Below are 24288 nucleotides of genomic sequence, written 5' to 3'. Positions count from 1 at the left end.
CATCCTTTCTCCAACGTCATAACGCCTGCATGTATCATGGTAAATATATTGTCATCAAAAATCTTGACCCCTACAAAATAGCCTTCAAAGTTTTTATTCCCTCATATGTAATCGTAAATATATCACCCAAATATTTCGACCTAAGTTCATTCTTCATATCTGGGTATTTTATTAAATCCATAGCTAAAACGATTCCGTCATAATCGCTTAAATTAATTTCAGAATACTCTTTTACAACAAATCCATTCAAATCTGTAAACCTCTTTTGTCCATCAGATACAATAATACACTCTATTCTCTTTGCTAAGCCTTTGATAAACTTTGTAATTTCATCACCAAAATATCCTGCTCCATAGCATGCAACAAAATCATGTTTATTTAAGAAATCAATCAGCATATCAGATTCCTGATTAATGTCTATTTTATTCTCATCTCCAAGTATATCTATAACTTTATCTCTAACAAGTCGCAGATTAAGCTTTTTTGATCTATAATATATATTTTTTAAATATCTGTCATAGTATGAAACTCCAAACATGTCTAGATATGCTTTTTTATTTTTTTCCAACCAAGCAACTCGTCTCAGTAAATCATTTGTTGTATATAATACAATTTTAGACAAATCAATCGTATGTATATAATATAATTTATCCATACGAATGACATTTGCTTTATCAATCAAATTAAAGAACAACGACCAATCATCACGTACTGTACCATCAAAAGATTCTAAAAAATAATTCTTAGAAACAAGCAATCCAGAAAATATATGTGGATAGTATTCAAGTCGAGCCTTATGGTATGCAGATTGCTTTGAAAAATCAATCTGCATATGTTCAACTTTCGTATCTATCACTCCAGGGACATCCTTATTGATATATCCAATATACGCATCAGATATAATCACTGTATCTGATGCGTATTCCACACGTTTTATTTCTTCTAAATAACTCTCTAGTTTATCCATAACCCAACGATCATCAGAATCTATGAACGCTAGCCAATCACACTTTGCGTACTTTGCACCGATAAATCGAGAAGATGTATTATTTCCATTGGATTTTATAATAAAATTTATATTGGCTACTTCTCGGGATAAATTTCCTATCACCTTATTTATCGTTTTACTTTTTTTTTCCACAATCACAACAATATCATTTGGTAGTGTCGTCTGATTAAGGATAGATTGTATGCACCATTTAAGACTACCAGAATCAGTACCATCTTTTAATGTAGCAATTACCGATATCCCGTTATCCATGTACTTCACCATCTCTATTTCTTAAGTATGTATCAATCACAGATAAGACTGCTTTTGCATTATTCTCTGGAGTAAATTTATACTTAATGATATCAAAGGCTTTTCTCGCCATAACAGTACGTTTATTGTCATCATTCAATAAACATTCTACCATTTCAGGAACCCTGTAAACATTATTCCAGTTGAACAACTCAATCGCATTATATCTTTTAAATTCTTCATCTAAAAATGGACTATACTCGCTTACAACAGCTACACCACGAGATATTGCCTCTATATTTCTTCCGTGCGTTACGTTATTGAAACCCGCAAGGTCTGATACCAATATTTTGGCTCTCTTGTACAACTCCATTGTCTCCGCATGGTTAGTACCTAAAATTCTCATTTTCTTAGCATATTTATAATCTAGCCAAGATGCATCACACATTGTAATCGGCACTTCATTCTCGATCAAAACATCCACTAATTTTTGTCTTCGCCACCGAATAATATAGTTAAACATTACTTGGAAATATGTATATATCTTTTCCAATAATTCTTCTTCATGATAAACATCGGTTACTTTTTTAAACGCATGATAAACAGATACAGCTTGATTTTCTAAATAATCTGCCACTTCATTTAGTATGTTTCTAAGTTTCATAGGCATCGGTTCTGTATTCCAGCTACGTCGTAACGTATCAGTTGTGTACAACCGCCCCGTGTGCAACACGTCAATATCTCGTTCATAATTTAACGATTCTTCATCGACCTCATAATATGTAACATTATCAAAAAATGCACGAATCTTACTTTTGAAGTGAGCCATTTCCATACATTTTACTACCGAGTATCCATTATTGGTACCAATAATCAAATTATTACACCTTGCATTACGCAACCGCCCTATGTAAAAGCTTTCTGACCCTGCATATGGCTGATCTGCATTTAGAGAAATATGCGGTACATCATAACATTCGTACAAGCCTTTTCCATCTTCCATATAAAGATCCAAACCAGCAGCATTTATTCCAATCGAAAAAAATACATCATCTTTTCTGAAAAGATCTAATACTTTTCCTATATCTTCCCAATTACATGTATTACATAATATTACTGAATATCCTAGATTCTCAAATTTTTCTTTTTCAATAAGTGCAGATTGATAAATCACCTCAGCGTTATGTTTATCATTTGAATCCCAGTACTTTGCACCATCATAGTAGTACACAATTTTTTTCAAAGCAATATCACCCTACACCTTTTCAATATCACTAAGATATTTATTCGTCATAGCAATCCCTTTTTTGAATTCAATTTGAGCTCTCCATCCTGTGTCCTTATATATTTTATCTACTGAAACTTGTAAAGATGTAGCATTTACAACTTCTTCTCCATACAGAAGATTGCCATTTGGCGCGATGAGTTTCCTTATTTCCTCAGTAAAATATTTTAATGGATGAAAATCTCCATTAGCAACGTTATATATTTCGCCATCCTTCCCCTTCTCTCCCAAAGCGATCAATGCCTCAGCACCATCTGACGAATACAGATAATCCCAGTTCTGTGTTGCCGCAGATAAATGGAATTCATCATCCCTCTTTAAGGCTTTTATTAAATCAGGCAACATCCTCCCGTATGGTTCGTATTTCCCATACAAACTGAAAATACGCCCCCACACCCATTCTATCTCCAAATCATTAGCTAGCTGCCTAGTCAGCACACATGCAGCCAATTTAGATGCACCATATGCGGTAGTAGGATTTGGGCAAATATTTTCCGTTATTAGCCCCTTTTGCGGCCCATATTCTGCCTGCGTACCCGCACCTATAAATCTTTTACAACCAATACGTTTTGCCGCCTTAAGCGCCTCTATGGAAAAAGCTATGCATTGTTTTTGTTCCTTAAACCCTCCCGCTTGCCAAGCGAGGTGATATAATGCATCACAAGGCCCTTCGATATATCGATGCAATTCATTATAATCCTGCATACGACATTCGATTATTTTTAAACGATTCGACTCCAATAAGCGAAAATTATGCGCCGAATCAGGACGTACCACTGCATAAACAAAGTAATCTTTTTTCATCAACATTTCTACAAGATTACAACCGGCAAAACCGGCGGCTCCTGTTACAATTACACTTTTCAATTAAACCACCTTACAACGATACATACAACAGTTCGCTTTATTATCGACTTGTTATAAAGTTATATAAAAATTTTTTTTGCAACACATTTGTCACTTTTTTGAATATAATTTATTCCATCTTTACAATAGACAATATGGCCTGATGGAACCGCGCTACGTCTCAGGACAACACCAGCCCCAATGGAACATTCGTCTTCTATTTCACAATTTTTTATTAAAGTAGCTCCTGAAAATAAAGCGACATATTCTCCAATTTTACTCCCGCCTGTTTCTATTGTTACGTTCTGTGAAATATATAAATAATTGGAATATTCTATGTTTCCAAGTACAGTTCCAACAGGATGATCCAAACAAAACACATCTGGCAACTTACATTTATATGAGAACCAGCATCCTAATAAACTACGATTAAGAAGAATCAACTTATCACTCATCCAGTTATTTTCTCCAATTACTTTGTAGATGCTATTTGATAAATAATACAAAAAAGTTCCATATTGATCCATATGTAAATGATTGAAATATGCCACGCCATCTTTTCGATAACCTCTAACAGCAATATGCGAAAAACATTTTTCTGTTCTTTCCATAGCCATATCAAATCCTTTTTTGAAATAGCTATCTGTCCTACAAGACTGTCCATCAGGAAAAAAATGACTCATTTGTGCAGACACGTAATCTTTCAACTCTTCAGGAAGCATTGTACATCTCATCAGTTTACCATATCCTTTTTATATCTAATATCAATTATTTTCAATTTGAAGCACAACTAAATTCATAAATCAGTATGAAAGTGTACTACTTCAGTTTTATTGTTCTCCTTATAAAAAATCCTCTCTTGCCCTCTCAAAGTCTTCCATTCTCCCTACATCCATCCAATACTCACGAATAGGAAATGCCATGTTTTTTCTATTTTTTTCTATATTTAACGCGAATACATCTGTCATATCGAAATATGTATCCTTCGGTATATCCTTTATCACTTCCGGATTGAGCATATATATTCCCGCATTCACAAACGCTGAATGCACTGGCTTTTCCGTCAATCCAGTAATTACCCATTCTTTTTCATCAGCTATATCAACTACGCCATATGGCACTTGATATCTATATTCACGTACGCACATTGTAGCATCAGCATGACGATAATTATGGCAGTCTAGCAACTGACCAAAATCCACCTTGGTTAATAGGTCTCCATTCATTACCAACACTGGCTCCTCAATGTTATCTGGCAACAAACTAAGTGCCCCCGCCGTCCCCAACCGTTTCTTTTCTCTAATATAGTTAATACTTATTCCATATCTGTTCCCATCCCCAAAGTAATCTTCTATCATATCAGCTTTGTAATTCACAGATATATAAAAGTTAGAGAAACCTTGTTGTATAAAGCTCTCTAAAATTATTTCCATAATCGGTTTGTCACCTATACGAAGTAGTGGCTTTGGACATTTATCCGTAAGTGGTCGAAGCCGTGTCCCCAATCCTCCAGCCATCAAAATAACAGGATTACTATGCTTTAGGCGACTTATATCAAATTCGCTCAAAATTCTGAGTCCACAAAGACATCCTTTAGAATCCACCAATGGCAATTGTCGAACATTCTTATTCAACATCGTTTGGTGAATCAATATGTTCGATGCACTGGATTCTATAACTTTTGGATTCGCATTCATTATCGATAAAGCCTTATTCTCTAACAAATCCATCCCGCAAAGTACAGCCTTACGTACATCATAATCAGTAATACATCCCAACAATTTTCGATCTTTATCCACTACCAAAGCAATTTTAGCAATACTTGCATCAATCACTCTTGCTGCATCCACTACACGTGCAGATGAATCTAGCAAACATATTTCCCAGTTATTCATAAGACCGAACCCTCATCATCTTATTACAATCTTCTCATCTTTTTGGTAAGAACGCTCTGCTTTCTTCCCCAACACATCCCATATATCCATAGGACTAATACCTGTCCCATCTCGTTTTGCAGCAAGATTTCTTAACGAAAATGTATCGCCTTTCGCAATATTATCCTTTGCTACCAAGCTCTTTCTCACAATATCAATGTTGAACTGTTCTTCTAAGGCAGGTATTTTCCCCCCACTGCCAATGGCCTGCTCCACATTTCTTATAGACTTTACCATTTTTCTCAATTCATTTATGTCTAAAGACGCCTTATGATCAGGACCAGCTAATGACTTATCCAACGTAAAATGTTTTTCAATAATGACTGCCCCTCTAGCCGCCGCCGCCACAGGAACAGCTATTCCTTCTGTGTGATCAGAATACCCCACCGACAATCCGAATGCACTCTTCAATGTTTCCATTGCCTTTAAATTTACTTGATTGACAGATGCCGGATATTGAGTAGTACAATGCAAGAGTTGTACTTTGTCTCGTAGAATATTTTGACCTTCTTGTGACACATATACCCTCTGTACCTCCTGATAACTAGATGGAAACTCCACCTGCAGATATCCGTAAGATAATACCGCTAATGCTTTTTCAACTTCCCCCAACGTTGCCATACCAGTAGACAATACTACTGGCTTTCCCGTTCTCGCAATCTCAAAAAGGAATGGCGCATTACTTATCTCTCCCGAAGACACTTTTATAAAAGGCATATCGCACTGTGTAATCAAGAAATGTAAGCTATCACTATCAAATGGGGTTGATATAAACTCCACACCACATTCCTTGCATAAGTGTTGCAACTCCAAATAGTCATCATCTTGTAATGTCAGCTTCCGAAGCATGTCTAGCTGACTTTCCTGTATTCCTGTAGTCTCCTTTTGATATGCTGCTTTCTCTGCCGTTTGTGTTACCAGATTTTCCGGACGGAACGTTTGAAACTTTACCGCATTAACGCCTGCCTCAGCCCCTTCCCTAATAAGCTTCCTGGCCATATCCATACTCCCATTATGATTCACGCCTGCTTCAGCAATTATGTATATCTGCTTTTTTTTCAAAGCATCCCACCTCCTGACAAATCAAAAAATTTTTTCTTTAAATCTATGTCTCCCTGTAAAACTTCAATAACCTTTTGGGCGATCTTTGGTGCCGCATGTCCATCACCATAAGGACTAGTTATATGTCTGCACTTTTCCTTATGCTCGTGACTCATAGCTATCTCTATCCCCTGTGCAATTTCTGCAACAGACTCTCCACTGTTTATAATACTCTCTGCCTGTAATCGTCCCCGCTGACGATCCCCAATGTTAACAGTAGGCACATGCAAAGCAGGTGCCTCAATAATGCCACTAGAAGAATTTCCCAATACAAGTTCTGCATATTTCATTAATGATAGATACCGCCTTACCCCCAATGACGCATATACATGCAGATTGGGCAATGCCGCCTTATCCAGCAACTCATTAATTTTCGCGCCCCCTTGATCGGCATTCGACTTAGTTACAATGAACTGCATATCAGAAAAAGCCTTTATTGCCTCAATAAAGGCCTCTATTTGCTCCTCAACTTTACCTTCATCTATTGTCACTGGATGATAGGTACATAAGATATAATGACACAAATCTAAGCCAATGCTCTTCAGCGCATCCTCCTTGCCCATATCTGCCACAGCTAAAATGTTGTCCATACTTGTAGAGCCATAGTTAAATACCCTGGCCGGATTTTCTCCTAATTGAATAACCCTTTTCCTACTCTCCTCATTGGTAACCATATGAAGATAACTCATCTTTGTTATGGAGTGACGTATCCACTCATCCATAGCACCTTCTGTAGTATCTCCACCATTTATATGAACAATTGGTGTATTAGTGTTACCTGCAGCTATAGCTACCGCTAACATCTCGTATCTGTCACCTAATAATACGACCCCACTATACTGCTTTTTAAAAAAAAGCTCTGTAAACTTGATTAAAGTTTCTGCCTGATTGCATGAAATATCCATCGCTGTATCTGATCTAACAGGAATTTCTACCTGCAGGTCTATCCTCTGTCCAGAATCTTTTATCTCCTGTACTGTCAGGCCATATAATTGACTCAAATGCGTACCTGTGACAATCAGGTCTACCTTTAGATTCTTGTTTTCATACTTACGCAGTTCCCTTACCACTGGAGCAAGCAACCCATATTCAGCCCTTGTGGCCGTAACAACGCATACTTTCCGCAAATCTGCCATACTCCTTCATTATATACGCTAATACTATGTTATTAAAGCTATATTACTTTTGCCGGTACTCCCGCAACTTTCATGTCTGCCAATACATCTTTCAGTACTACAGCACCGGCTCCTACCAAAACATTGCGCCCAATGTCTACCCCTTGAATAACAGTAGCGCCCACACCAAGATGAGCACCATCGCCAACATTCACCCCGCCAGATATTGTACATCCCGGTGCAATATGTACATGCCTACCAATGAAACAATCATGATCAACTATTGCACCAGTATTTATGATAGAATCAGCAGAAATTTTCACCCCTGTGTTCACCACAACACCAGCCATAACTTGAACTCCCTCACTCAAATCACAATCTCTTGCCATTGTCGCCGCTGGATGAACTACCGTGCGAAAACTGTAGCCTAACTTCTTAAATTTGTTATAAATAGCAGCACGCAAACTCGTATCTCCTACAGACCCAATCCCATTGACAAGCTCCACCGCATCAGTGGCGTAAGCATGAATCGTGCTATCATTCCCAAGGATAGGTATCCTCGATGTTCTATCCCCTTTTGGGTAACATTTATCCAATGCACCTAAAACTTCCACCCCAAGCAAGCACAGGCAATCATACAGCACTCTGGCATGCCCTCCGGCGCCAATGATGATTACAGGTTTATCCATAAATTCAATCTCCTAAAACCACACTAGATGGTATATTGATCAGTCGCCTGCCAATATCCTTAGCAACACTGCAATCCATACGTGGACAGTTCTGGTACATTTCAAGCGTATACATAAGATTCCAAATTGGACGACTCATGATATTATTGTCATTCAGCAAAGCTAGCATGTCGTCCCGCAAATATTTCATTGCCGGCTTTAGTATAAGCGCATTAAACCAATAGTTACTCTTGGCAAATTCGGGTTCTACAAAGAAATCTACCACATCACTCTTCGCAAAAACTTGCCTGTACTTCTCTGCTAAAGAACGTTTTTTCTCCAGGAACTCTGGTAATTGTTCCAGCTGAGCGCATCCTAATGCAGCATTGATGTTCGGCATACGATAGTTGTACCCTACCATATCATGGCGGAATTCCCATTTATGCGGAATTTTGGCCTGCGTAGTCAAATGCTTTGCAAATCTGCCAAGTTCCTCATCATTGGTAAGCACAGCCCCACCACCACCTGTAGTGATAGTTTTATTGCCATTGAAACTCATAGCACTCACAAGACCGAAATTACCAGTATGTTTTCCCTTATAGAAGGAACCAATAGACTCAGCACAGTCCTCCACCACAACCAGATTATATTCCTCTGCCACTGCAATGATTTTATCCATATCTACCGGGTGACCAAAAGTATGCATAGGAACTACTGCCGAAATACGTCTACCTGTTTGCTTGTTGTAACATACACCATTCTTGACTTCCGCAATATCAGACAAATAGACTGCTAACTTATCCGGATCTACCCCTAAGGTTTCATAGCAACTATCCACAAAATGTGGAACAGCCTGACAGTAAACTACTGCATTAGCAGTAGCAACAAAAGTCAGTGCAGGTACCAACACCTCATCACCTGCCTTTACCCCTGCTAAAACAAGACAAATATGCAAAGCCGACGTACCATTCGCTACTGCTACAGCTCTTTTTACACCAGTATAAGCAGCCAAATCTTCCTCAAACCGATCAACGAACTTTCCCAATGAGGAAACCCAGCCTGTATCAATACATTCCTTCACATATTTATTTTCATTTCCCCGAAATAACGGCTCATGCAAAGGTACCAAATGATTCGTAGGTAAAAAATCTTGTAACGTTTTCAATACACTATCGATTTTTCCTTGTTTATTTAACATATCCAACTCACATCCGATTTAAATAAAAGGATCTTCTTCACATGGCAAATGACCTACCATATCCTGTATTCGAAGATTGTACGAAATAGCCCGACAATTCTTACACAAGCCAGATTGCCATTGCCTATCAGATATATCTTTCACATGTTTATGTTTTTCGCTATTCCATATTTTTTCAAAAGACTGCTCATACAAGTTTCCTATTTTAAATTCACTATGTCCTATTTCCGATATATTAGGATAAACATCCCCTTCTGGAGTAATTGCAGCTAGCAGTCCCATTCGGTTAATATGACAAATTCCATCCGGATTATAGGGGTTACGATAAGCAAAAATTCTTTCAAGATTAGTAAATCTTGAATCAAGGTCTCCATTTTCCTTCAAATTCTGAACTTCTATTTTTAATTTATCTATCATCTCTTCCGAAACGCCCAGTCCCCGGTCCTCATAATCCCGGACAATCTTGAATAATGCATAATCAAAATTGCGTTTTTTCAATGTAGTAAGAATACATGGAACCTCTTCTGCTATAAGATTTGTTATAACCACACGAGCCCCCAAAATCGGCGCGCGTCCCCCCCAACGCTTTTTTATTTTATCCGGCAATGAAAGAACTTCTTCCATTAGTTTCCTGCCAGTAATTTTCTCATATATATCCTCCGTACAGCTTGGGACAGAAAAAGCTATATAGTTTATGCAATCAGCCACTTCCATAAGTCCCATTCTCTCAAATAAAGTTCCGTTTGTCACTAGTGCTACTTCTACACCGTTTTCTTTCAAATTTTGAATACCATCTGAAAGGCCCTCATAAGTGCAAGGTTCCCCACCACCTGAAAAATATACACCATGCACCTTCATCTGAATCAACGATTCCAACAGGTTCCAAAACATTTCTTTCGGCATCTCCACACGACTTTCATTACGCTCTTGGTAGGAGCAATGTATACACCTATGATTACATTTTGCTGTAGGATGTATCTCCACTGACCACGGTGCATAATCTTTCGTTCCGTCTAAATAAGAAGAAAGATATTTTACCATCGGATACACTATTTTTTTTGCATTAAGAAAATCATCGCATAATGAATATTTCATCTTAACTCTCCCGCAATATTAATTCTATTAGCATCTCTTATACACAATATAGTACAGTCTCTGCCGCCCCATAATTATGATGCCTTATATACATTTTATATGTTGGAACCAATGATTTTATATATCTCGGTATATCTATAATATCCTCTTGATTATGGTAAACACATATTGCAAGTTTTGGCTTATATGCTTTTATTGTTTTCTCTGCGCCTTTTAATGCTTCCAATTCCATACCTTCAATATCCATTTTAATGAAACTAATCGGCTCAGAAATTTCTTTATCAATAGAAGTTACTTGTATAAAATAATCATAATCCCCGGACTCGACAACCCTTGAAGCACCTTTTTCTGTATCTGTCTTAAAATACAATGTTTCCTCTTTATTTCCTGCTCCTTTTGGTATAAAGATTATTCTATCATCTTTTTCTTTCTCTATTTTTTCTCTTATAATACTAATACATTTCACATCTGGCTCAAAACAATATATTCTCTTATATTTGCGATTCAGCCTGTCCAGTAATTCAATCAAAGTGCTACCATCATTCGCACCCACTTCAATAATTGTTTCATTTTCATCCAAGCTAATAATATCATCTGGAAAATACTGATTAAGCGTCATCACATTCGAAAAGTAATCCTGATTCCCCGTAATCCTCCCCTTCAAAATTGAGTCTAATGTTTCCCTAGATTTTTCATCAGCTAAAGACTGATATACATCATCCAATTCGTCGTAATGTTCCAACAAATATTTACGATACATCTTGACATCCTTGATAAAATTACAGTAGATTTCTGTCTCAAATGAATAAACTGGTACATTTTTCCATTTTTTTAAGATCTCACTTATTTCTCTTTTGTATTTGGGCGAACCAATAATGACACATAAATTATATAGTCCAAACTCTCGCTCTACATCATCCATAGACTTTATCTCAACAGAATCAATATATGATCCCTTCTGTCTTAAATCGCTATCGATAATGCACAACGGCTCTATTCCATGACCTCTTAACCATTCAACATACCATAAACATGCAGCTCCCCCTCCATAGATTACAATATTCTTGTCAGAAATCATTGCATTCAAAAAACTTTGTGGCAAATTATTTGCTTGCTCTATAAAGTCCTTTTCCAACATAATTTTACCTCAATATTTCCAATTTAAATCATCTAAATTATCGCATTCGTAATTACTCCAGCAGAAAAATCCTCCATTAAACCTATTTCTCCATAGACAATCCCTTTGCTTATCCTCACTTTAACAATTTCTACCTTCTCGATAACACCGATATCGTTGCCAATCCTTATCACTTAGTTTGGGCGCCAACTCATTCAATGGAGCAGATACCATCTCTCCTGACTCTAGTTTCTTACTAGTGGTCTTGAATGCTGGCCCCTGCGAGGAATCCTCTATCAGTTCACATAATGCATATCCAGGCTTCGCCAAGAACTCTTGTAATTTCCTATCGATATCCTGTACATTCTCCATTTTTGTATACGGAATATCATAGGCATAGGCAATCTTTTCCCAATCAGGGCAATCCAGTCCAAATTTCGGTGTGCAACCAGTCAGCCTTCCTTTGAAATAATGTTTCTGTGTCCGCACGATTCCCATATATCCATTATTGTTATATATCATTATCTTGATAGGTATCTTGTTCAACACCACCGTCTGAAGTTCCTGAAGATTCATCTGTATACTTCCATCTCCGGTCAGGCAAACAACAGAACGTCCACTTGCAACAGCCGCTCCCATTGCCGCTGGCAGATCATACCCCATTGTTCCGCAGTTTCGATTGCCGAACAGCCTTTGACCGTCTTTTTCCACGCCATAGTGAAGAGCCATTGCACTTCCCGAACTATTCCCCACAACCACAACAGCATTGTCATCTAGTGCATGCATAAGCCTTTGAATCATGCGATAAGGATTTATCCCTTGAGAATGTTCTTTTATTTCATTCTGCAGAGAAAATCTATCTTTCAAGGTATTGGCATAAGCTATCCATGACTCCTTCGCCTGCCAAGGAGTCAAAATAATTTTATTCATAACAGTTAGAAGTTTCTTTAAGTCTGCCTGAATGGGGAAGTCTATTTTCAACGTATGCTTCTTCAATTCATTTGCATCAATGTCAACCACCATCTTGTAAGCTTGTGGCGCAAAGGCATCATAATTAAATCCAATCTGATTCAAAGACAAGCGACATCCAAGTGATAATATTACATCAGCATTCTGTACAAGGAAATTTCCAGTTCTACCTCCGACAACGCCAAAATTCTGATAATAATACGGATGGCCTATCGGAAGTACATCTGCAACACAAGTTGGCGAAACTACAGGTATACAGAGCTTATCTGCCAACTCTCTGAATACATCATAAGCACCAGACCTGCGTATAGATGCACCAGCGAGTAGCAAGGGAGCCTTTGCCTTTGCCAATTTCGACAAGATCATCTTTGCTACAGGTTCATAATCTACACAGTCTAGCGGCGGCTCATAACCTTTCAAGTCATCAGTCTCGATACTTGCCCCTTGCACATTAAGTGGAACATCCACCCATACAGGCCCGCGCCTGCCATGAAGGGCCAAATACAATGCTTTTTCCAGTACATAGCGAATTTTTGAAGGATCTTTTACCGTATAAGCATACTTTGTCATAGGAGCTGCTGACCGAATAATATAATACTCTTGTTCTCCAAATTGTCTCAAATCAAGACCAGAATTCTCCACCGTTGTTGAATAACGCACCTGCCCAGAAACAACAATCATAGGCACATTATCCTGCCAGGCACATAAAACCCCCGTAAGAGCATTAGTCCCTCCAGGTCCCGTAGTAACACACACAGCTGCTGGTTTTTCATGAATACGAGCATATCCTTCTGCTGCCATAGCACTAGCCTGTTCATGATGATTATGAATGACATGTATTTTATCATGTTTTCCAAAAGCATCATTTAGGAACATGGCACCGCCACCAACAACTGTAAATACTGTATTTATGTCATGTGCTACTAAAAAATCTGCTATATATTCTGCCACACTTTGTTTCATTTCTACAATCCTCTTTCAACATATTCATAAGTACGGAAACTTGTTCTACCAAACCTTCCACGGAGCTTTATTCTGAGCCCACAGGCTTTCAAGCTCCATCTTTTCACGTAAAGTATCCATACAGCCCCAAAAACCCTCGTGTCTGTAACTCATAAGTTCGCCTTGTTCTGCCAGTAACGGTAAGACATCCTGTTCAATGGTACAATCATCTCCACTAATATAGTCTAAAACCTTGGGATCTATTACCATATAGCCAGCATTAATATAGGCATTATCTTTTATCGATTTTTCCCGAAAAGCTCGTACCGTATTATCAATTCCGATATTCAATATTCCCTTTGATTGTTTCTGCAAGACAGATGTTAACGTAGCTATCTTACCATGTGATTTATGAAACTCCACTAATCTATTCACATTCACATCACAAACACCATCACCATAAGTCAGTAAAAACGGTCCATCCCCTAGATATTTCCGAACACGTCTTATTCGTCCTCCAGTCATCGTTTCCAAGCCAGTATCTACCACTGTTACACGCCAAGGCTCTGTAAACTGATCATGAACAATCATTCTGTTTTTCTGCGTAAAGTCAAACGTTATATCCGAAGTATATACAAAATAATCGGCAAACCATTTTTTTATCATATGCTGTTTATAACCAGCACAAACTATAAATTCATTATATCCATAAAAGCTGTATTCCTTCATAATATGCCAAAGAATCGGCATCCCGCCGATTTCTACCATTGGTTTTGGACGGTATTCCGATTCTTCCTGTATACGAGTTCCCATTCCACCTGCTAGCAATACAACTTTCATTTAATAAACACTCCCTAACTCACCCCATAAACTACTTAATTAATGTTCTGTAAATATTTCCCCCGATGTCATTTATATTACAATCTATTACTGTTTTTCCTTTTTCTCGTAAAACATAAAAAACTGTCTCCTCGTCCAGCTCCCATTCCGCAACTCCATATCTCTCTGCATATTCTTTATGATACTTATCTTTTAGTTCCGGAGAAAAATCAACTATCCAACTATCAACCTTTTGTGACTTAGTATGGATACAAACGAGCAAATTCCCGTAATATGGTAAAAGATATAAATCATCTCCTACAACCTTCAGTATTGGCATCCCCAATTTTCCTTCCGATTTATTATTGATTTTATTTCTATAAATATTAACTTCGTCTGTGTCAATATTATAAATGCCATAAACATCCTGATAACTAGCAATAATCCATATATTTCTATTGACACATTTTATAGCACCATAGTTAGCGGCAATCCCCAGGGGGTTTACTATTTTTTTCTTTTGCCCGGACTCAGGCGTCCAACAAATCAAAACGCCCTCTAAAGTATACAGCCAAAAAAACTCCCCATCATATTCGATATAAGCAACTTTTCCATATTCTTCATCAATATCATGCGAATATACCTTGTGAGATATTAAATCAAATTGAAGTATTTGCGAGCTTTGTGCTGCTATTATCCAAAGACTTCCTCTTGCCAGCATTGACTCTCCATATATTGGATATACATCCTTCTGTACATCACGCAACACTCCATATATCTCTGGATAATATTCTACTTTTTTTGTTCTTAAATCATAGGATACAATCGCCTTACCATGATGTGGAATCATCCAGATTCTTTCACCCCAAAGATAAACTCCATAAAACTGCACATCTCCATTTGTGTCTATTCGTCCATCAACAAACTTACGACTAATAGGTATTTCTTCTATCACATCCCCGTTGAAATCAACGATTCTTGCATACTCATTATTAGCCGGAGCAAGAAAAAGCTTATCATTTAAAGAGCAAATTCCTCCACAACACCAAAACCTATTTATCCTTTGTCCTAGCCAAGATAAATGTTCTAATCTATTTTCATTGGTCTGGAATACAAATAACCCTTTATAATTCATTGGCGTAAAATATAAATCACCACCAATGACTATTCCATGCGGGATATTTATTTTCCAATGATATCTATCACCATCTTCGTCATTTCTGTTTATTGCTTCATATATTATAGGTTTATTTACTTTTTCATATAATGATACAACACTACTCGAATCGCCATAATATGCATCTGTCCATGCTACAGCCCTATTCAAATCTGCTGTATCATCATAAATTCCCCAACCTGCCGAGCGATATTTATTTACTATATCATCGTATTCCTCTAAAAGTTCTGGATACATAGATTGAAATGTAGCTCTTAACAATGGATGTGGCCGCCACCAAAGTACCACATCATGCTGAGATTTGAACGTTGAGAGAACCGAGCATATTTTATTAAGATAATCTTTACCATACCTCAACATGGTAGTCAAACCAGTATTATAAAGGACAACCTTTTTTTCTTGTATAAGATTATACCACTCCTGTGGAAGTTCATAATACTCTTTAGATGTATTAGTAACCTTATCATATTTAGGCGACCCCAATCCTAAAATATGTTCTTCCCAATACCGGCGCTCTACATCTGTATGTCGCATCAATACATTTATATATTTTTTTCTTAGTTTTTCTGACTGAACAATTGTATAATCTGCATTTATAACTCCAGGTGCCAAAATAAAGTTTGCGATCTTATCTTCTTCGTTAGTATTACCACTATATCCTAATTTTGATTCCGTCAAAACAAAATAAGGAATATATACAAGTCTATCTGTACATTTTTTCAAGTTACTTGAATAGTATTGTTTATCGATTGAAGTAACCGCATTATAGTTATCGTACGGGTTATGAATGAATATAACATCCGGGTGCCATGATTTCAGCTTTTCAAACGGATAGTCATTCCAATCCAGCACTGGAACATCCTTTGGAAACAACTCTGCTTCACAATGCCAAGTAGCTACTGTACCATCAGGATTTCGATCAGCATACGGGATAGGGATAACATACGTATTGCAATGTTCTTTATCCTCGCTCGCCGCCCGCCAGACGCTTTCGAGACTATCCCACATTGATGCTTTATAGGGCAGGAATACAATGTCTTTTTTTATTTCTTTTTCCTGACGTAATTTGCTGATAACGATATGAATGATATCCTGACAAAGGTTACGGCACTCATGCTTTTCCTCGGCCTGCAGATTCAGCCAATCTGTCTGGCCAATAATCTGGGCCAGACCACTGAGCGATTCCGCATACACTGCAGCCTTGAGTGCTGTGAAATCCATATTGCACCGCTTGTTCACGGCTTCGAGGATTTCCACTACGGTCTGCCGCTGTACACCATCACTAAAGTCAATGCCACGCAGCATTTCATTCAATTGTAACAACGCCTTGATAAGCTCCCGTTGTGTTCCTCGATCCATCATCTGGCATTCACTCCCTATACTTGCCTATACTATATCTATATTATAATTCGGTACACACCAAAAGAATCCTGCTCTTGTGCCAAAATCTCCCTAAAATCTACCCTCCCAATAGTAACAAAGCACCATCATCAATCACCATGTCATTTTCCTGCGAGATAAAGCCTTTGAACCAAAAGCGAGCGGCCTGACTGTCCATTTGACTTGTCAAACCGCCCGCTTGGCGTTTATTTTGTCATTTACCAATTTGCTTCTACATATCCTTGGGCCACATTCAGTTCAAGGTTGAAACGTGTCATGATTTTATCGATGGTCGTTGCCTTGTCAACATTGAGCTCTTTAAGCGTAATAATTACAGCCTTTATTCCTTCTTTGCGACCTTCCTCGACAGCATATTTCAACTGTGCCGCCTGATCACGGCGGAATTTTTCTGCTTTTTCATAGGACCGTTTGGCCACTTCGTCCTTGGTGAACACGTCTTCCACCTCCATCGCTTCTTGGATTGCCGCTTCGCTGGCGGCGATTTCTGCCAGCTCCTCATCAGGAGTACTGGGGGAGAAATAGGCGGCCCATTTCTCCATGCGGTTCATTTCTTTCACGTTCTTGCTCTTGAACTTCAAAAGTTCAAGAAAATGGATTTCCAATTTATCCGTCAGCTGGCAGCTGGTCTTCACATCATAGATACCAAAACAGCTGTGCATATCCGGATATTTACTGCCGTCAAACAGGTTGAAGCCCAAAATGTTGATGGCCACGGTGCGGCTTAACTGGTCGTATTCCTCGCCCCGCTTCAGATCAGCGTAGTTGCGTGCCCAATAGTAAACGGAACGCTCGCCCATGGCGGCCAAGGAGTTGACCTGCATTTCTATATTGACCTTGGTGCCGGAAGCCGTGCGGCCCAAAATGTCCAGCCGGGATTCCTTGCCCTCATATTCGTCGGCGTCCATTTCCCGGTCAATAAATTCTATGTCTTCGATAAGCTCCGTACCCTGAAACTCGAAAAAGGCGTTAATCAGAGCCAGCGTTATCTGCGGGTGCTTAGCAAAAACCGCCTTGAATACCGCATCATTTGTTCGATTGATACGAAAACCTGCCATGATTTTTTCCTCCTGTTTCTTGTCTCTATTTTATGCCTTTGCCTCGGAAAAGGCAAGATTTACCCGCAGGTTAGACGTATATTTGCAATTCTATAACAACGCATTACCTTTTTGCTAGAATTACTTCCTTTTGCACTATCTAAATGCTCTGTATGACTTCCTGATGGATAGTCTTCACTGCGCTATCACACGTATATGCCGCCATAACACACTCCTGTATCTTTCATTTCTCCTCAATAGCAGTACAGCACCGTCTCACAGGACGTTGGTATCTTATACCCCAGCCCATATTCACGCAGCAGGGCTTTATCCTGCTCCGACAGCCAGTAGTCCGTGACATCGATTGGATAGTGGCGGAATTCGAAGCGATAGCTTGGGCAGAGGGCGGAGACGTATTCGCGCAGTGCCCATAGGTCATAGGGCCGATGATAGGCACTGATGGCCATCTTGGGCTTCCATTTCAGAATGGAGGCCGCTGCACCTTCTAACACTTCCTGCTCGGCTCCTTCGACGTCGAGTTTGATATAGTCCACCCTTGGCAAATCAGCCCGCTCGACATAGGCGTCGATGGAAATGAAGTGCGCCACTTCCGCGCCGTGGTCCAATTTGCAGCTGGCCGTGCCGCCTCGATGATAATGCGCGTCGGATTCTGCATTGGACAGGCCCATGTTTTCGACAACGAAACCGTATTTCTCGGCTTTTTCCTGGCATACCTGATAGTTTTCCCTGTCCATCTCAAAGGCATAGACTTTCGCCCCCAGGGAGGCAAATAGTCTAGCCGTGCCGCCATCATAGGCACCGCCGTCAATCGCTATGTCATTTTCCTGGGGGATGAAGCCTTCGAGCATGTACTGTGGTTCCGGTGCGAAGTGATAGTCCCGTACCTGCCAGGATACATTACCGGCCACAGCGGCCAGATAGGCTTTTTTCGATTCTTCCTGACCAAGGCAGGCATAGGTTTCATAAAGCTTTGGCAAATTGTCAAACATAAAATCCCTTATGTTGATGGCGTCCTGTAGATGGCCCAAATTGATAGAATCTACACCGATAGGAGCTAAGACCTTATCCAGCACGGGCAGCCACATCTGGGTATGCAGCAGCATGACTTTCACGCCCTGCGGATCTGCCAGGAATTCTTTCAGTCCAACGACACGGCAGGCAGGATAATCGATTTGTGCGAGGTGTTTATCCCAAGTGCAGATTGTCGTTACGTTCATGCCCCATTCCCGCACTGCGTCGATGTTTCCAGCTTCGAATGGTTCCATAGGATAAAAATAGGCACAGGGAATCTGCTGTTCCTTGATTGCCTCCATCGAATCCTCATAGTTGCGATAATACAACTTCTTGACCATTGTTAGAAAATCCTTCATCGTTATCCCCCTTCAATCCATATCAACCTTATGCGATTTTCAATTCTAGCAGCAACGCATTGCCGCTTTGCTGGATTTTATCCACCTGCCCCCAGCCTAACCGATAGTCGAGCAAAGCCCGTTTCCATTCATTGGCCAGGTATTTGACCTCCAGACTCGGCAAGGAGGCATAAATCAGCAGGACAAACTGCTCTGCCTCATCTGCCAGCTGCAAGAGGGCATCGATATCTGCTCCTTCTACGGTCACTTCCCTTTGCACAAGCTGTATGCGCTCTATGGCTTCCTGCTGGATAGTCTTCACAGCACTATCCCAGGTATCAGCCGCCATAGCCTCATGTTCGGCTGCACTTATGGTGCTTTGACTTACCGTCCAGCCATCACCTGCTAAATACGTTTCTGCTCCTTTACCGTTAAATGCCTGCTGCATTTCCCTGCGCCGGGACAGGAGGATTAGCTGCCCCTCAGGCCGCAGGGACAGCCATAGATGCTCCTTCAGAGAGGGCAATAGGTATTCATCGGTATCATCGAGTACGATAAGGTCAAAAGTTTTCTGTGGCAGAAGCAGTTCTTCAAAGGGCATCGTCATGCAGATGCAATCTGCCCGCTCTTCCCTGCATGTTGGCGTCAGCCAATACATACGGTTATCCGGGTGGAATTTTGGCAGCAGCTGGCAAAAGCCCAGGAATCCTGCGCTAGTCCTGCCGCCTAGATGCAATAGTTTCAGCGGCTTGTATTTCCGCAAGCAAAAAGCTGCCAGCATCAAATTTATCATTTGGTACCCTTGGCGCAGGGAGCTGTCGCTGACAGCTGTTTCCAGTGAATGCAGCAGTTTTTTTATTTCCCGGTCCAGTACGAAGTCAACCGCAGCGCCATCCTCCCCCACGGTATGCATGGGCAGAGCGCTATGATTGCTATATAGGTCAAAGGTATCGAGCAATAGCTTTTTGCCGCCCTCTATTGCTTCCCCATAATAACGGAAATATTCCCGTGCCTGATCAGCCATTATCCCACCTCTTTGAAAAGCAGCCAATATAGGTGCTGAATGATTTTCTCGAAATCATATTCTTCTTTGGCATAGGCCAAAGCCCGCTCGCCTCCCTGCCTCATAAGATTTTCATCCCGGCATACCTGATATAAGATATCTGCCAGCGCAGCAATGTTTTCCCGCTCGTACTTTTTCCCGCAGCGGCCTTCGTCGATGACATCATCGGCTGCATCGATGTCCGAGGTAACCATATAGCAGCCACTGTATAGAGCTTCCGCCACCACATTGGGCGTACCACCTTCAAAGACCGAGGTCAGTGCAAAGATTTTCGCCCGTTTATATTCCGCCAGCAACTGTTTTTTCTCAAAGATTGGCCCCGTCATCACCACTTGCCGGCCGATTTGCGGATAGCGCTGACAAAAATCCTCAAACCACTGGATAAAATTCGGTTCCACATTGCCTACCAAGCGCACCGTCCAATCCGGCAGCTTATCATAAACCTTGGCAAAAGCTTCCAGCAGTTCTTCGTTACGCTTCTGGGCAGAGCCGATCCGGCCCACGGTCAGAATAACCTTTTCTTTTTGCTCAAAGTCTACCGCCATATCCAGCTGGTCAAAGTTGTAAAAGCCATTGGGCAGGTATTCCACCACGCAGGGCCATTTTTGTCCCAGGCATTTCTGCATGCGATGGCAGCTGGCCCCTATCACATCACATTCCTGCAGGAACCGCAAAAAGGCGGGATGTGTCCATTCCAGTGTGTCTTCATAATAGGAATTGGGATCGAGCTCCAAATAAACCTTGCCATCAGGACGTAGCTCACGATAACGGTGCAGGATGGGAAAATAAAAGGGAAACAAGCCATGCAGGACCAGTACATCCATATCTTGATAATTTTCAAGGAGATACCGGCATTCCGTCTCCCATTCTGCATCTGGCAGAAGATCCATCTCCACCCCCTGTATATAGCGTTCCAAAGACGGATACTCCGCCTGCATACGTGTACCAACCATCACCGCCCGATAGCCATATCTCTTGTGAAATAGATATGGCACAATCCCGCAGTTCTTCGTCAGCTGCTGATCGTTCCAGCCATTATTGGGGGCAATACTGTAAATCCCTCGTCTTTTCCCAGCCATAACTCACTCCTGCTTTCCCCGCATATCCTTACAGAATCGCTCGATTGTCCCGATAACCATCTGGGGCGTGATTTTCTTCGAGCATTCGTATTCCCGCGCGGTTCCCTTATGGTAGGGACATTTATCCTCCCGCCAGTCCACGCGCAAATCGTTATAGCAGCCATGGCAGACCTGCCGATTCTGCACGCGGCAGGGCGTATCGAATTCCGAATAGGGCAGCGATATGCCGCTAATCAACACCACTGGGCACCCAGCTGCATGGGCCAGCCACGACAAGCCACTTGATAGGCCAATAAAAAAGTCTGCATAGGCCAACATATTGACGCGATCCATCAACGTGTAAGAGCCCGACATATCCTCGGCACCAGCTGGCATCTCGATGGTCATGCCATCCGTATGGGTCACCCGTTCACGATCGATGCAGAGTACACGATACCCCAGCTGTTTCAGATAGGCAACGACCTCGTCCCATCCCTGCGGATACAGCCAGCATTTGCGTGCCCCCGAGGCCTGCACCGCGATACAGACATAGGGCTCCCCTATCGCCCGCGGCTGGGTTGGCTCATAGATAACATTCTCTACCGCCCGATACAGCCCCAACAATTCCCGGCCGATATACGAAACAGGCAAAGACCGGCTGTCGTCCGGCATCAGAAAGGGTGGCGTCTGAAAGGCACCGATATGGTAGGTCGCGTAGGCATCCTCAGGAAATTCCTCCACCACGGTAAATTCTGGATAGTAGTTTGCCAGGATCTCGCGGAATGCCGGTTTATCGAGAATCACGCCACGGCATTTCCATTGCTGCACAAAGGCCCGGAGGTAGGGCAGCAGCATGATGATATCGCCGAGCACATCATCTGCCAGGTCAAAGCAGACCACCTGCCCCTCCGCATCATACGTATGCGAAAAAACGAGCTCACCATCTTTGGCAATCTCAATCTGCCAGCGGATGAAATACTGCTCCATGGAGATAAGCACCGTTTCTGACACCTGATCCGCGAAAAACACCTGTCCGCTGTCCGCATCGGTAATCCTGACCTGCCAATCGCCAGCAGGAACTGCCACCCTCACACCGGCATTGAAATCGATTTTTAATCCCTCAATGCCCGTATCCCCCTTGACCGTCCCTGCCAATTCATCATAACGTACAAAGATCCCGCTGTCTTCGGCGGTAAAATCCTTCACGCCCGAATAAAAATACAATACCGGCCATAAGTGCATCCTGCAACCCCCTTCTACAGCTGACTATGCATTTCCACCAACGGAGTATCCATCGCGCCAATGATGGCATCCTGCAGCACGGCCTGCCAAAGCTCCTGCCATTGCGGCACACCGCCCTGCAGGAAATCCCGGCAAAACCCGCACCGCTGCATCGTCTGCCGCCGGAACAAAGGCGCGGACAAACCGCCCGTCAACAGTGCCTGGTGCTCTTGCAGATATTGCCGGTAGACATTGCCATCACCGATGGCAAAACCATCTGGCAGCTGCAAATCCACCAAAGTGCCCTGCGCTTTTGCCGGTTGCAAAGCAGGATGATCCAGACTATTCGTCAGCACGAAATTGATATTGCCATGACGCGCCAGCGTCGTAACCATCGGCTGTATTTTATGCTTCGCTAAAATATCGCCAGGAAATACCCATTGGATGAATTCACCATCTGCGGACTCCCATAAATCCTTCCAGAGAATATCTCCCTGCTCCTGCAGATAGATAATATCCTTCGTGGTCTTTTCCGACTGCTCTTCCAAGAATCCGAGCAGCCAATCGTCACGACTTGCTGTTTCTCCCAACGGGAATACGATAAGGTTCACCTGCGGATAATCCTCCGCCACCACGCTGGCAAAGGACTGCTGAAAGGGCTCCTGCTCTCCAAGATAGGGCAGCAGGAGCGATACCTTATGCTGTTCACTGGCAGCCTGCTGCTCACTATATGCATTGGCCAGCTGTTCAGCCGCCAGCAAGACATTGCGCAGTAATACCACTTCACCGCGCTGTGCTTTCGTATACACGAGCTGCCGTGCCTTGCAAGAGGGGGCAATCCGCGCCGGCTGACCATGTTTTAACAGCGGGCGAATCATTTTTTCGCCTGCCAGCAGCCGATAGAATCCCTGCCGCCAATGATTGGCCAGATTCGTCTGCCGCGAGTATTTAGCCACATTGGCCAGCCACCCCACAGCGACTTTCGACGCCGCCTGTTCGCTGCTGCGCCAGGAGTAATGTGCCAGATGGACGCCATTTAGCGGCAAAGGTTTCAGCCGCTGCCAGCCATCTGCCCCAGGAAGCAAGGCATGATGGTTCCCCTGGCTCAGCCGGAAACTTGTCTTTTCCCAAGCCTCACGCCCCAAGAGAAGTTTCCCGAGTTCTTCGGACTGGCTTTCTCGCTGGCTTTCCATTGCCAGGATAAACTGCTGGCCATGATATTCTTCTGCCGTCTGGTAAGTAACCCATGGCAGCTGATAAATATCCGTTGGCTTGCAGACCGAAAGCAGCGCCTCGCGGCACCAGGCCATATCCTGTTCTCCATCGGGCAGCAGGAATTCGTCGGCATCAAGCGGCAGAACAAAGTCTCCCCCCGCCGCAAAAGCCTGCTCCATCAGGTCTGTCATGATCTCAGCCTGTGCCTGCTCCGATTCGGAAAACTGCTGCACACTGAGCGGCAAGCCCTCTGTTGCTAGTTGCTGCAGGATCTCATAGGTACCATCCGTACTGGCATGCTCTACTATATAAAGTTTATCCGCAAAGCTTGCGGCATGGCGCACAAAGCTTTCGATGATATCCGCTTCGTTGCGTACCATCGAGATTACCGCTATCTGCATCATGATCTTCCTTCCCTCA

Annotated in this window: 20 protein-coding genes; all 20 read right to left on the bottom strand. The window is 41.8% G+C overall.

The window, feature by feature from the left end:
* Nucleotides 1-70: 70 nt before the first annotated feature.
* Nucleotides 71-1261 carry a glycosyltransferase family A protein gene (locus tag BM181_RS03080; protein WP_075442363.1) on the bottom strand — a complete coding sequence of 397 codons (1191 nt, stop codon included), beginning with the start codon at nucleotides 1259-1261 and terminating at the stop codon, nucleotides 71-73.
* The gene (locus BM181_RS03075) at nucleotides 1254-2483 is read right to left on the bottom strand and encodes a glycosyltransferase (RefSeq protein ID WP_075442362.1); all 1230 of its coding nucleotides are present in this window, start codon (nucleotides 2481-2483) and stop codon (nucleotides 1254-1256) included. Before BM181_RS03075 ends, BM181_RS03080 begins: the two co-directional genes overlap by 8 nt.
* A 12-nt stretch (nucleotides 2484-2495) precedes the next feature.
* Nucleotides 2496-3392 (bottom strand): NAD-dependent epimerase/dehydratase family protein, encoded by an 897-nt coding sequence (locus BM181_RS03070; protein ID WP_075442361.1) that lies wholly within the window; start codon nucleotides 3390-3392, stop codon nucleotides 2496-2498.
* A 59-nt stretch (nucleotides 3393-3451) separates the two neighbouring features.
* Nucleotides 3452-4105: an LbetaH domain-containing protein gene (locus BM181_RS14915; protein ID WP_082336135.1), complete on the bottom strand. Its 654-nt coding sequence runs from the start codon at nucleotides 4103-4105 to the stop codon at nucleotides 3452-3454.
* A 108-nt stretch (nucleotides 4106-4213) separates the two neighbouring features.
* Nucleotides 4214-5266, bottom strand: coding sequence for a nucleotidyltransferase family protein (locus tag BM181_RS03055; protein WP_075442358.1), 1053 nt, complete (start codon nucleotides 5264-5266; stop codon nucleotides 4214-4216).
* Between the two features lie 15 nt (nucleotides 5267-5281).
* On the bottom strand, nucleotides 5282-6367 hold the full coding sequence (gene neuB, locus BM181_RS03050) for an N-acetylneuraminate synthase (protein ID WP_075442357.1): 1086 nt from the start codon (nucleotides 6365-6367) through the stop codon (nucleotides 5282-5284).
* On the bottom strand, nucleotides 6364-7542 hold the full coding sequence (gene neuC / locus BM181_RS03045) for a UDP-N-acetylglucosamine 2-epimerase (RefSeq protein WP_082336134.1): 1179 nt from the start codon (nucleotides 7540-7542) through the stop codon (nucleotides 6364-6366). The genes neuB and neuC overlap by 4 nt, the downstream gene beginning before the upstream one ends.
* Nucleotides 7543-7580: 38 nt before the next feature.
* Nucleotides 7581-8210, bottom strand: a complete 630-nt coding sequence (locus BM181_RS03040) for an acetyltransferase (protein WP_075442355.1) — start codon at nucleotides 8208-8210, stop codon at nucleotides 7581-7583.
* 4 nt (nucleotides 8211-8214) lie between these two features.
* The gene (locus BM181_RS03035) at nucleotides 8215-9387 is read right to left on the bottom strand and encodes a LegC family aminotransferase (protein ID WP_075442354.1); all 1173 of its coding nucleotides are present in this window, start codon (nucleotides 9385-9387) and stop codon (nucleotides 8215-8217) included.
* An 18-nt stretch (nucleotides 9388-9405) separates the two neighbouring features.
* On the bottom strand, nucleotides 9406-10482 hold the full coding sequence (locus BM181_RS03030) for a radical SAM/SPASM domain-containing protein (protein ID WP_075442353.1): 1077 nt from the start codon (nucleotides 10480-10482) through the stop codon (nucleotides 9406-9408).
* A gap of 37 nt (nucleotides 10483-10519) precedes the next feature.
* A complete protein-coding gene (locus tag BM181_RS03025; RefSeq protein WP_075442352.1) occupies nucleotides 10520-11620 on the bottom strand; it encodes an FkbM family methyltransferase in 1101 nt (366 codons plus the stop codon).
* Nucleotides 11621-11740: 120 nt separating this feature from the next.
* Nucleotides 11741-13531, bottom strand: a complete 1791-nt coding sequence (locus tag BM181_RS03020; protein WP_075442351.1) for a thiamine pyrophosphate-binding protein — start codon at nucleotides 13529-13531, stop codon at nucleotides 11741-11743.
* A 45-nt stretch (nucleotides 13532-13576) separates the two neighbouring features.
* Nucleotides 13577-14350 (bottom strand): glucose-1-phosphate cytidylyltransferase, encoded by a 774-nt coding sequence (rfbF, locus tag BM181_RS03015; protein ID WP_075442350.1) that lies wholly within the window; start codon nucleotides 14348-14350, stop codon nucleotides 13577-13579.
* A 31-nt stretch (nucleotides 14351-14381) separates the two neighbouring features.
* Nucleotides 14382-16868, bottom strand: a complete 2487-nt coding sequence (locus BM181_RS03010; RefSeq protein WP_075442349.1) for a CDP-glycerol glycerophosphotransferase family protein — start codon at nucleotides 16866-16868, stop codon at nucleotides 14382-14384.
* Nucleotides 16869-17104: 236 nt separating this feature from the next.
* Entirely contained in the window at nucleotides 17105-17962 is an 858-nt protein-coding gene (locus tag BM181_RS03005; protein WP_075442347.1) for an Rpn family recombination-promoting nuclease/putative transposase, read from the bottom strand.
* Between the two features lie 233 nt (nucleotides 17963-18195).
* Nucleotides 18196-19332, bottom strand: coding sequence for an FkbM family methyltransferase (locus BM181_RS03000; protein ID WP_082336133.1), 1137 nt, complete (start codon nucleotides 19330-19332; stop codon nucleotides 18196-18198).
* Between the two features lie 28 nt (nucleotides 19333-19360).
* Nucleotides 19361-20335, bottom strand: a complete 975-nt coding sequence (locus tag BM181_RS02995) for a hypothetical protein (RefSeq protein WP_075442343.1) — start codon at nucleotides 20333-20335, stop codon at nucleotides 19361-19363.
* Nucleotides 20335-21453: a glycosyltransferase family 4 protein gene (locus BM181_RS02990; protein WP_075442341.1), complete on the bottom strand. Its 1119-nt coding sequence runs from the start codon at nucleotides 21451-21453 to the stop codon at nucleotides 20335-20337. Before BM181_RS02990 ends, BM181_RS02995 begins: the two co-directional genes overlap by 1 nt.
* Nucleotides 21454-21456: 3 nt before the next feature.
* Nucleotides 21457-22674, bottom strand: a complete 1218-nt coding sequence (locus BM181_RS02985) for an autotransporter strand-loop-strand O-heptosyltransferase (protein ID WP_082336132.1) — start codon at nucleotides 22672-22674, stop codon at nucleotides 21457-21459.
* Between the two features lie 14 nt (nucleotides 22675-22688).
* Nucleotides 22689-24272, bottom strand: coding sequence for a glycosyltransferase family 2 protein (locus tag BM181_RS02980; protein WP_075442339.1), 1584 nt, complete (start codon nucleotides 24270-24272; stop codon nucleotides 22689-22691).
* Between the last annotated feature and the right edge of the window lie 16 nt (nucleotides 24273-24288).

The sequence above is a fragment of the Pseudoselenomonas ruminantium genome, assembly GCF_900113715.1.
Taxonomy (GTDB): Bacteria; Bacillota; Negativicutes; order Selenomonadales; family Selenomonadaceae; genus Selenomonas_A; species Selenomonas_A caprae.
Note: the sequence above shows the minus strand (reverse complement) of the source record. Positions and strands in the feature narration are given on the sequence as shown.

Bases quoted from the DNA above. Each gene is read 5' to 3' on its own strand.
- BM181_RS02980 (WP_075442339.1), bottom strand. From the start codon at position 24,272: ATGATGCAGATAGCGGTAATCTCGATGGTACGCAACGAAGCGGATATC.
- BM181_RS03025 (WP_075442352.1), bottom strand. From the start codon at position 11,620: ATGTTGGAAAAGGACTTTATAGAGCAAGCAAATAATTTGCCACAAAGT.
- BM181_RS03000 (WP_082336133.1), bottom strand. From the start codon at position 19,332: ATGAAGGATTTTCTAACAATGGTCAAGAAGTTGTATTATCGCAACTAT.
- BM181_RS02995 (WP_075442343.1), bottom strand. From the start codon at position 20,335: ATGGCTGATCAGGCACGGGAATATTTCCGTTATTATGGGGAAGCAATA.
- BM181_RS02990 (WP_075442341.1), bottom strand. From the start codon at position 21,453: ATGGCTGGGAAAAGACGAGGGATTTACAGTATTGCCCCCAATAATGGC.
- BM181_RS03040 (WP_075442355.1), bottom strand. From the start codon at position 8,210: ATGGATAAACCTGTAATCATCATTGGCGCCGGAGGGCATGCCAGAGTG.
- BM181_RS03055 (WP_075442358.1), bottom strand. From the start codon at position 5,266: ATGAATAACTGGGAAATATGTTTGCTAGATTCATCTGCACGTGTAGTG.
- BM181_RS03030 (WP_075442353.1), bottom strand. From the start codon at position 10,482: ATGAAATATTCATTATGCGATGATTTTCTTAATGCAAAAAAAATAGTG.
- BM181_RS03020 (WP_075442351.1), bottom strand. From the start codon at position 13,531: ATGAAACAAAGTGTGGCAGAATATATAGCAGATTTTTTAGTAGCACAT.
- BM181_RS03010 (WP_075442349.1), bottom strand. From the start codon at position 16,868: ATGATGGATCGAGGAACACAACGGGAGCTTATCAAGGCGTTGTTACAA.
- neuC (WP_082336134.1), bottom strand. From the start codon at position 7,542: ATGGCAGATTTGCGGAAAGTATGCGTTGTTACGGCCACAAGGGCTGAA.
- rfbF (WP_075442350.1), bottom strand. From the start codon at position 14,350: ATGAAAGTTGTATTGCTAGCAGGTGGAATGGGAACTCGTATACAGGAA.
- BM181_RS03035 (WP_075442354.1), bottom strand. From the start codon at position 9,387: ATGTTAAATAAACAAGGAAAAATCGATAGTGTATTGAAAACGTTACAA.
- BM181_RS14915 (WP_082336135.1), bottom strand. From the start codon at position 4,105: ATGAGATGTACAATGCTTCCTGAAGAGTTGAAAGATTACGTGTCTGCA.
- BM181_RS02985 (WP_082336132.1), bottom strand. From the start codon at position 22,674: ATGCACTTATGGCCGGTATTGTATTTTTATTCGGGCGTGAAGGATTTT.
- BM181_RS03080 (WP_075442363.1), bottom strand. From the start codon at position 1,261: ATGGATAACGGGATATCGGTAATTGCTACATTAAAAGATGGTACTGAT.
- BM181_RS03005 (WP_075442347.1), bottom strand. From the start codon at position 17,962: ATGGCAGGTTTTCGTATCAATCGAACAAATGATGCGGTATTCAAGGCG.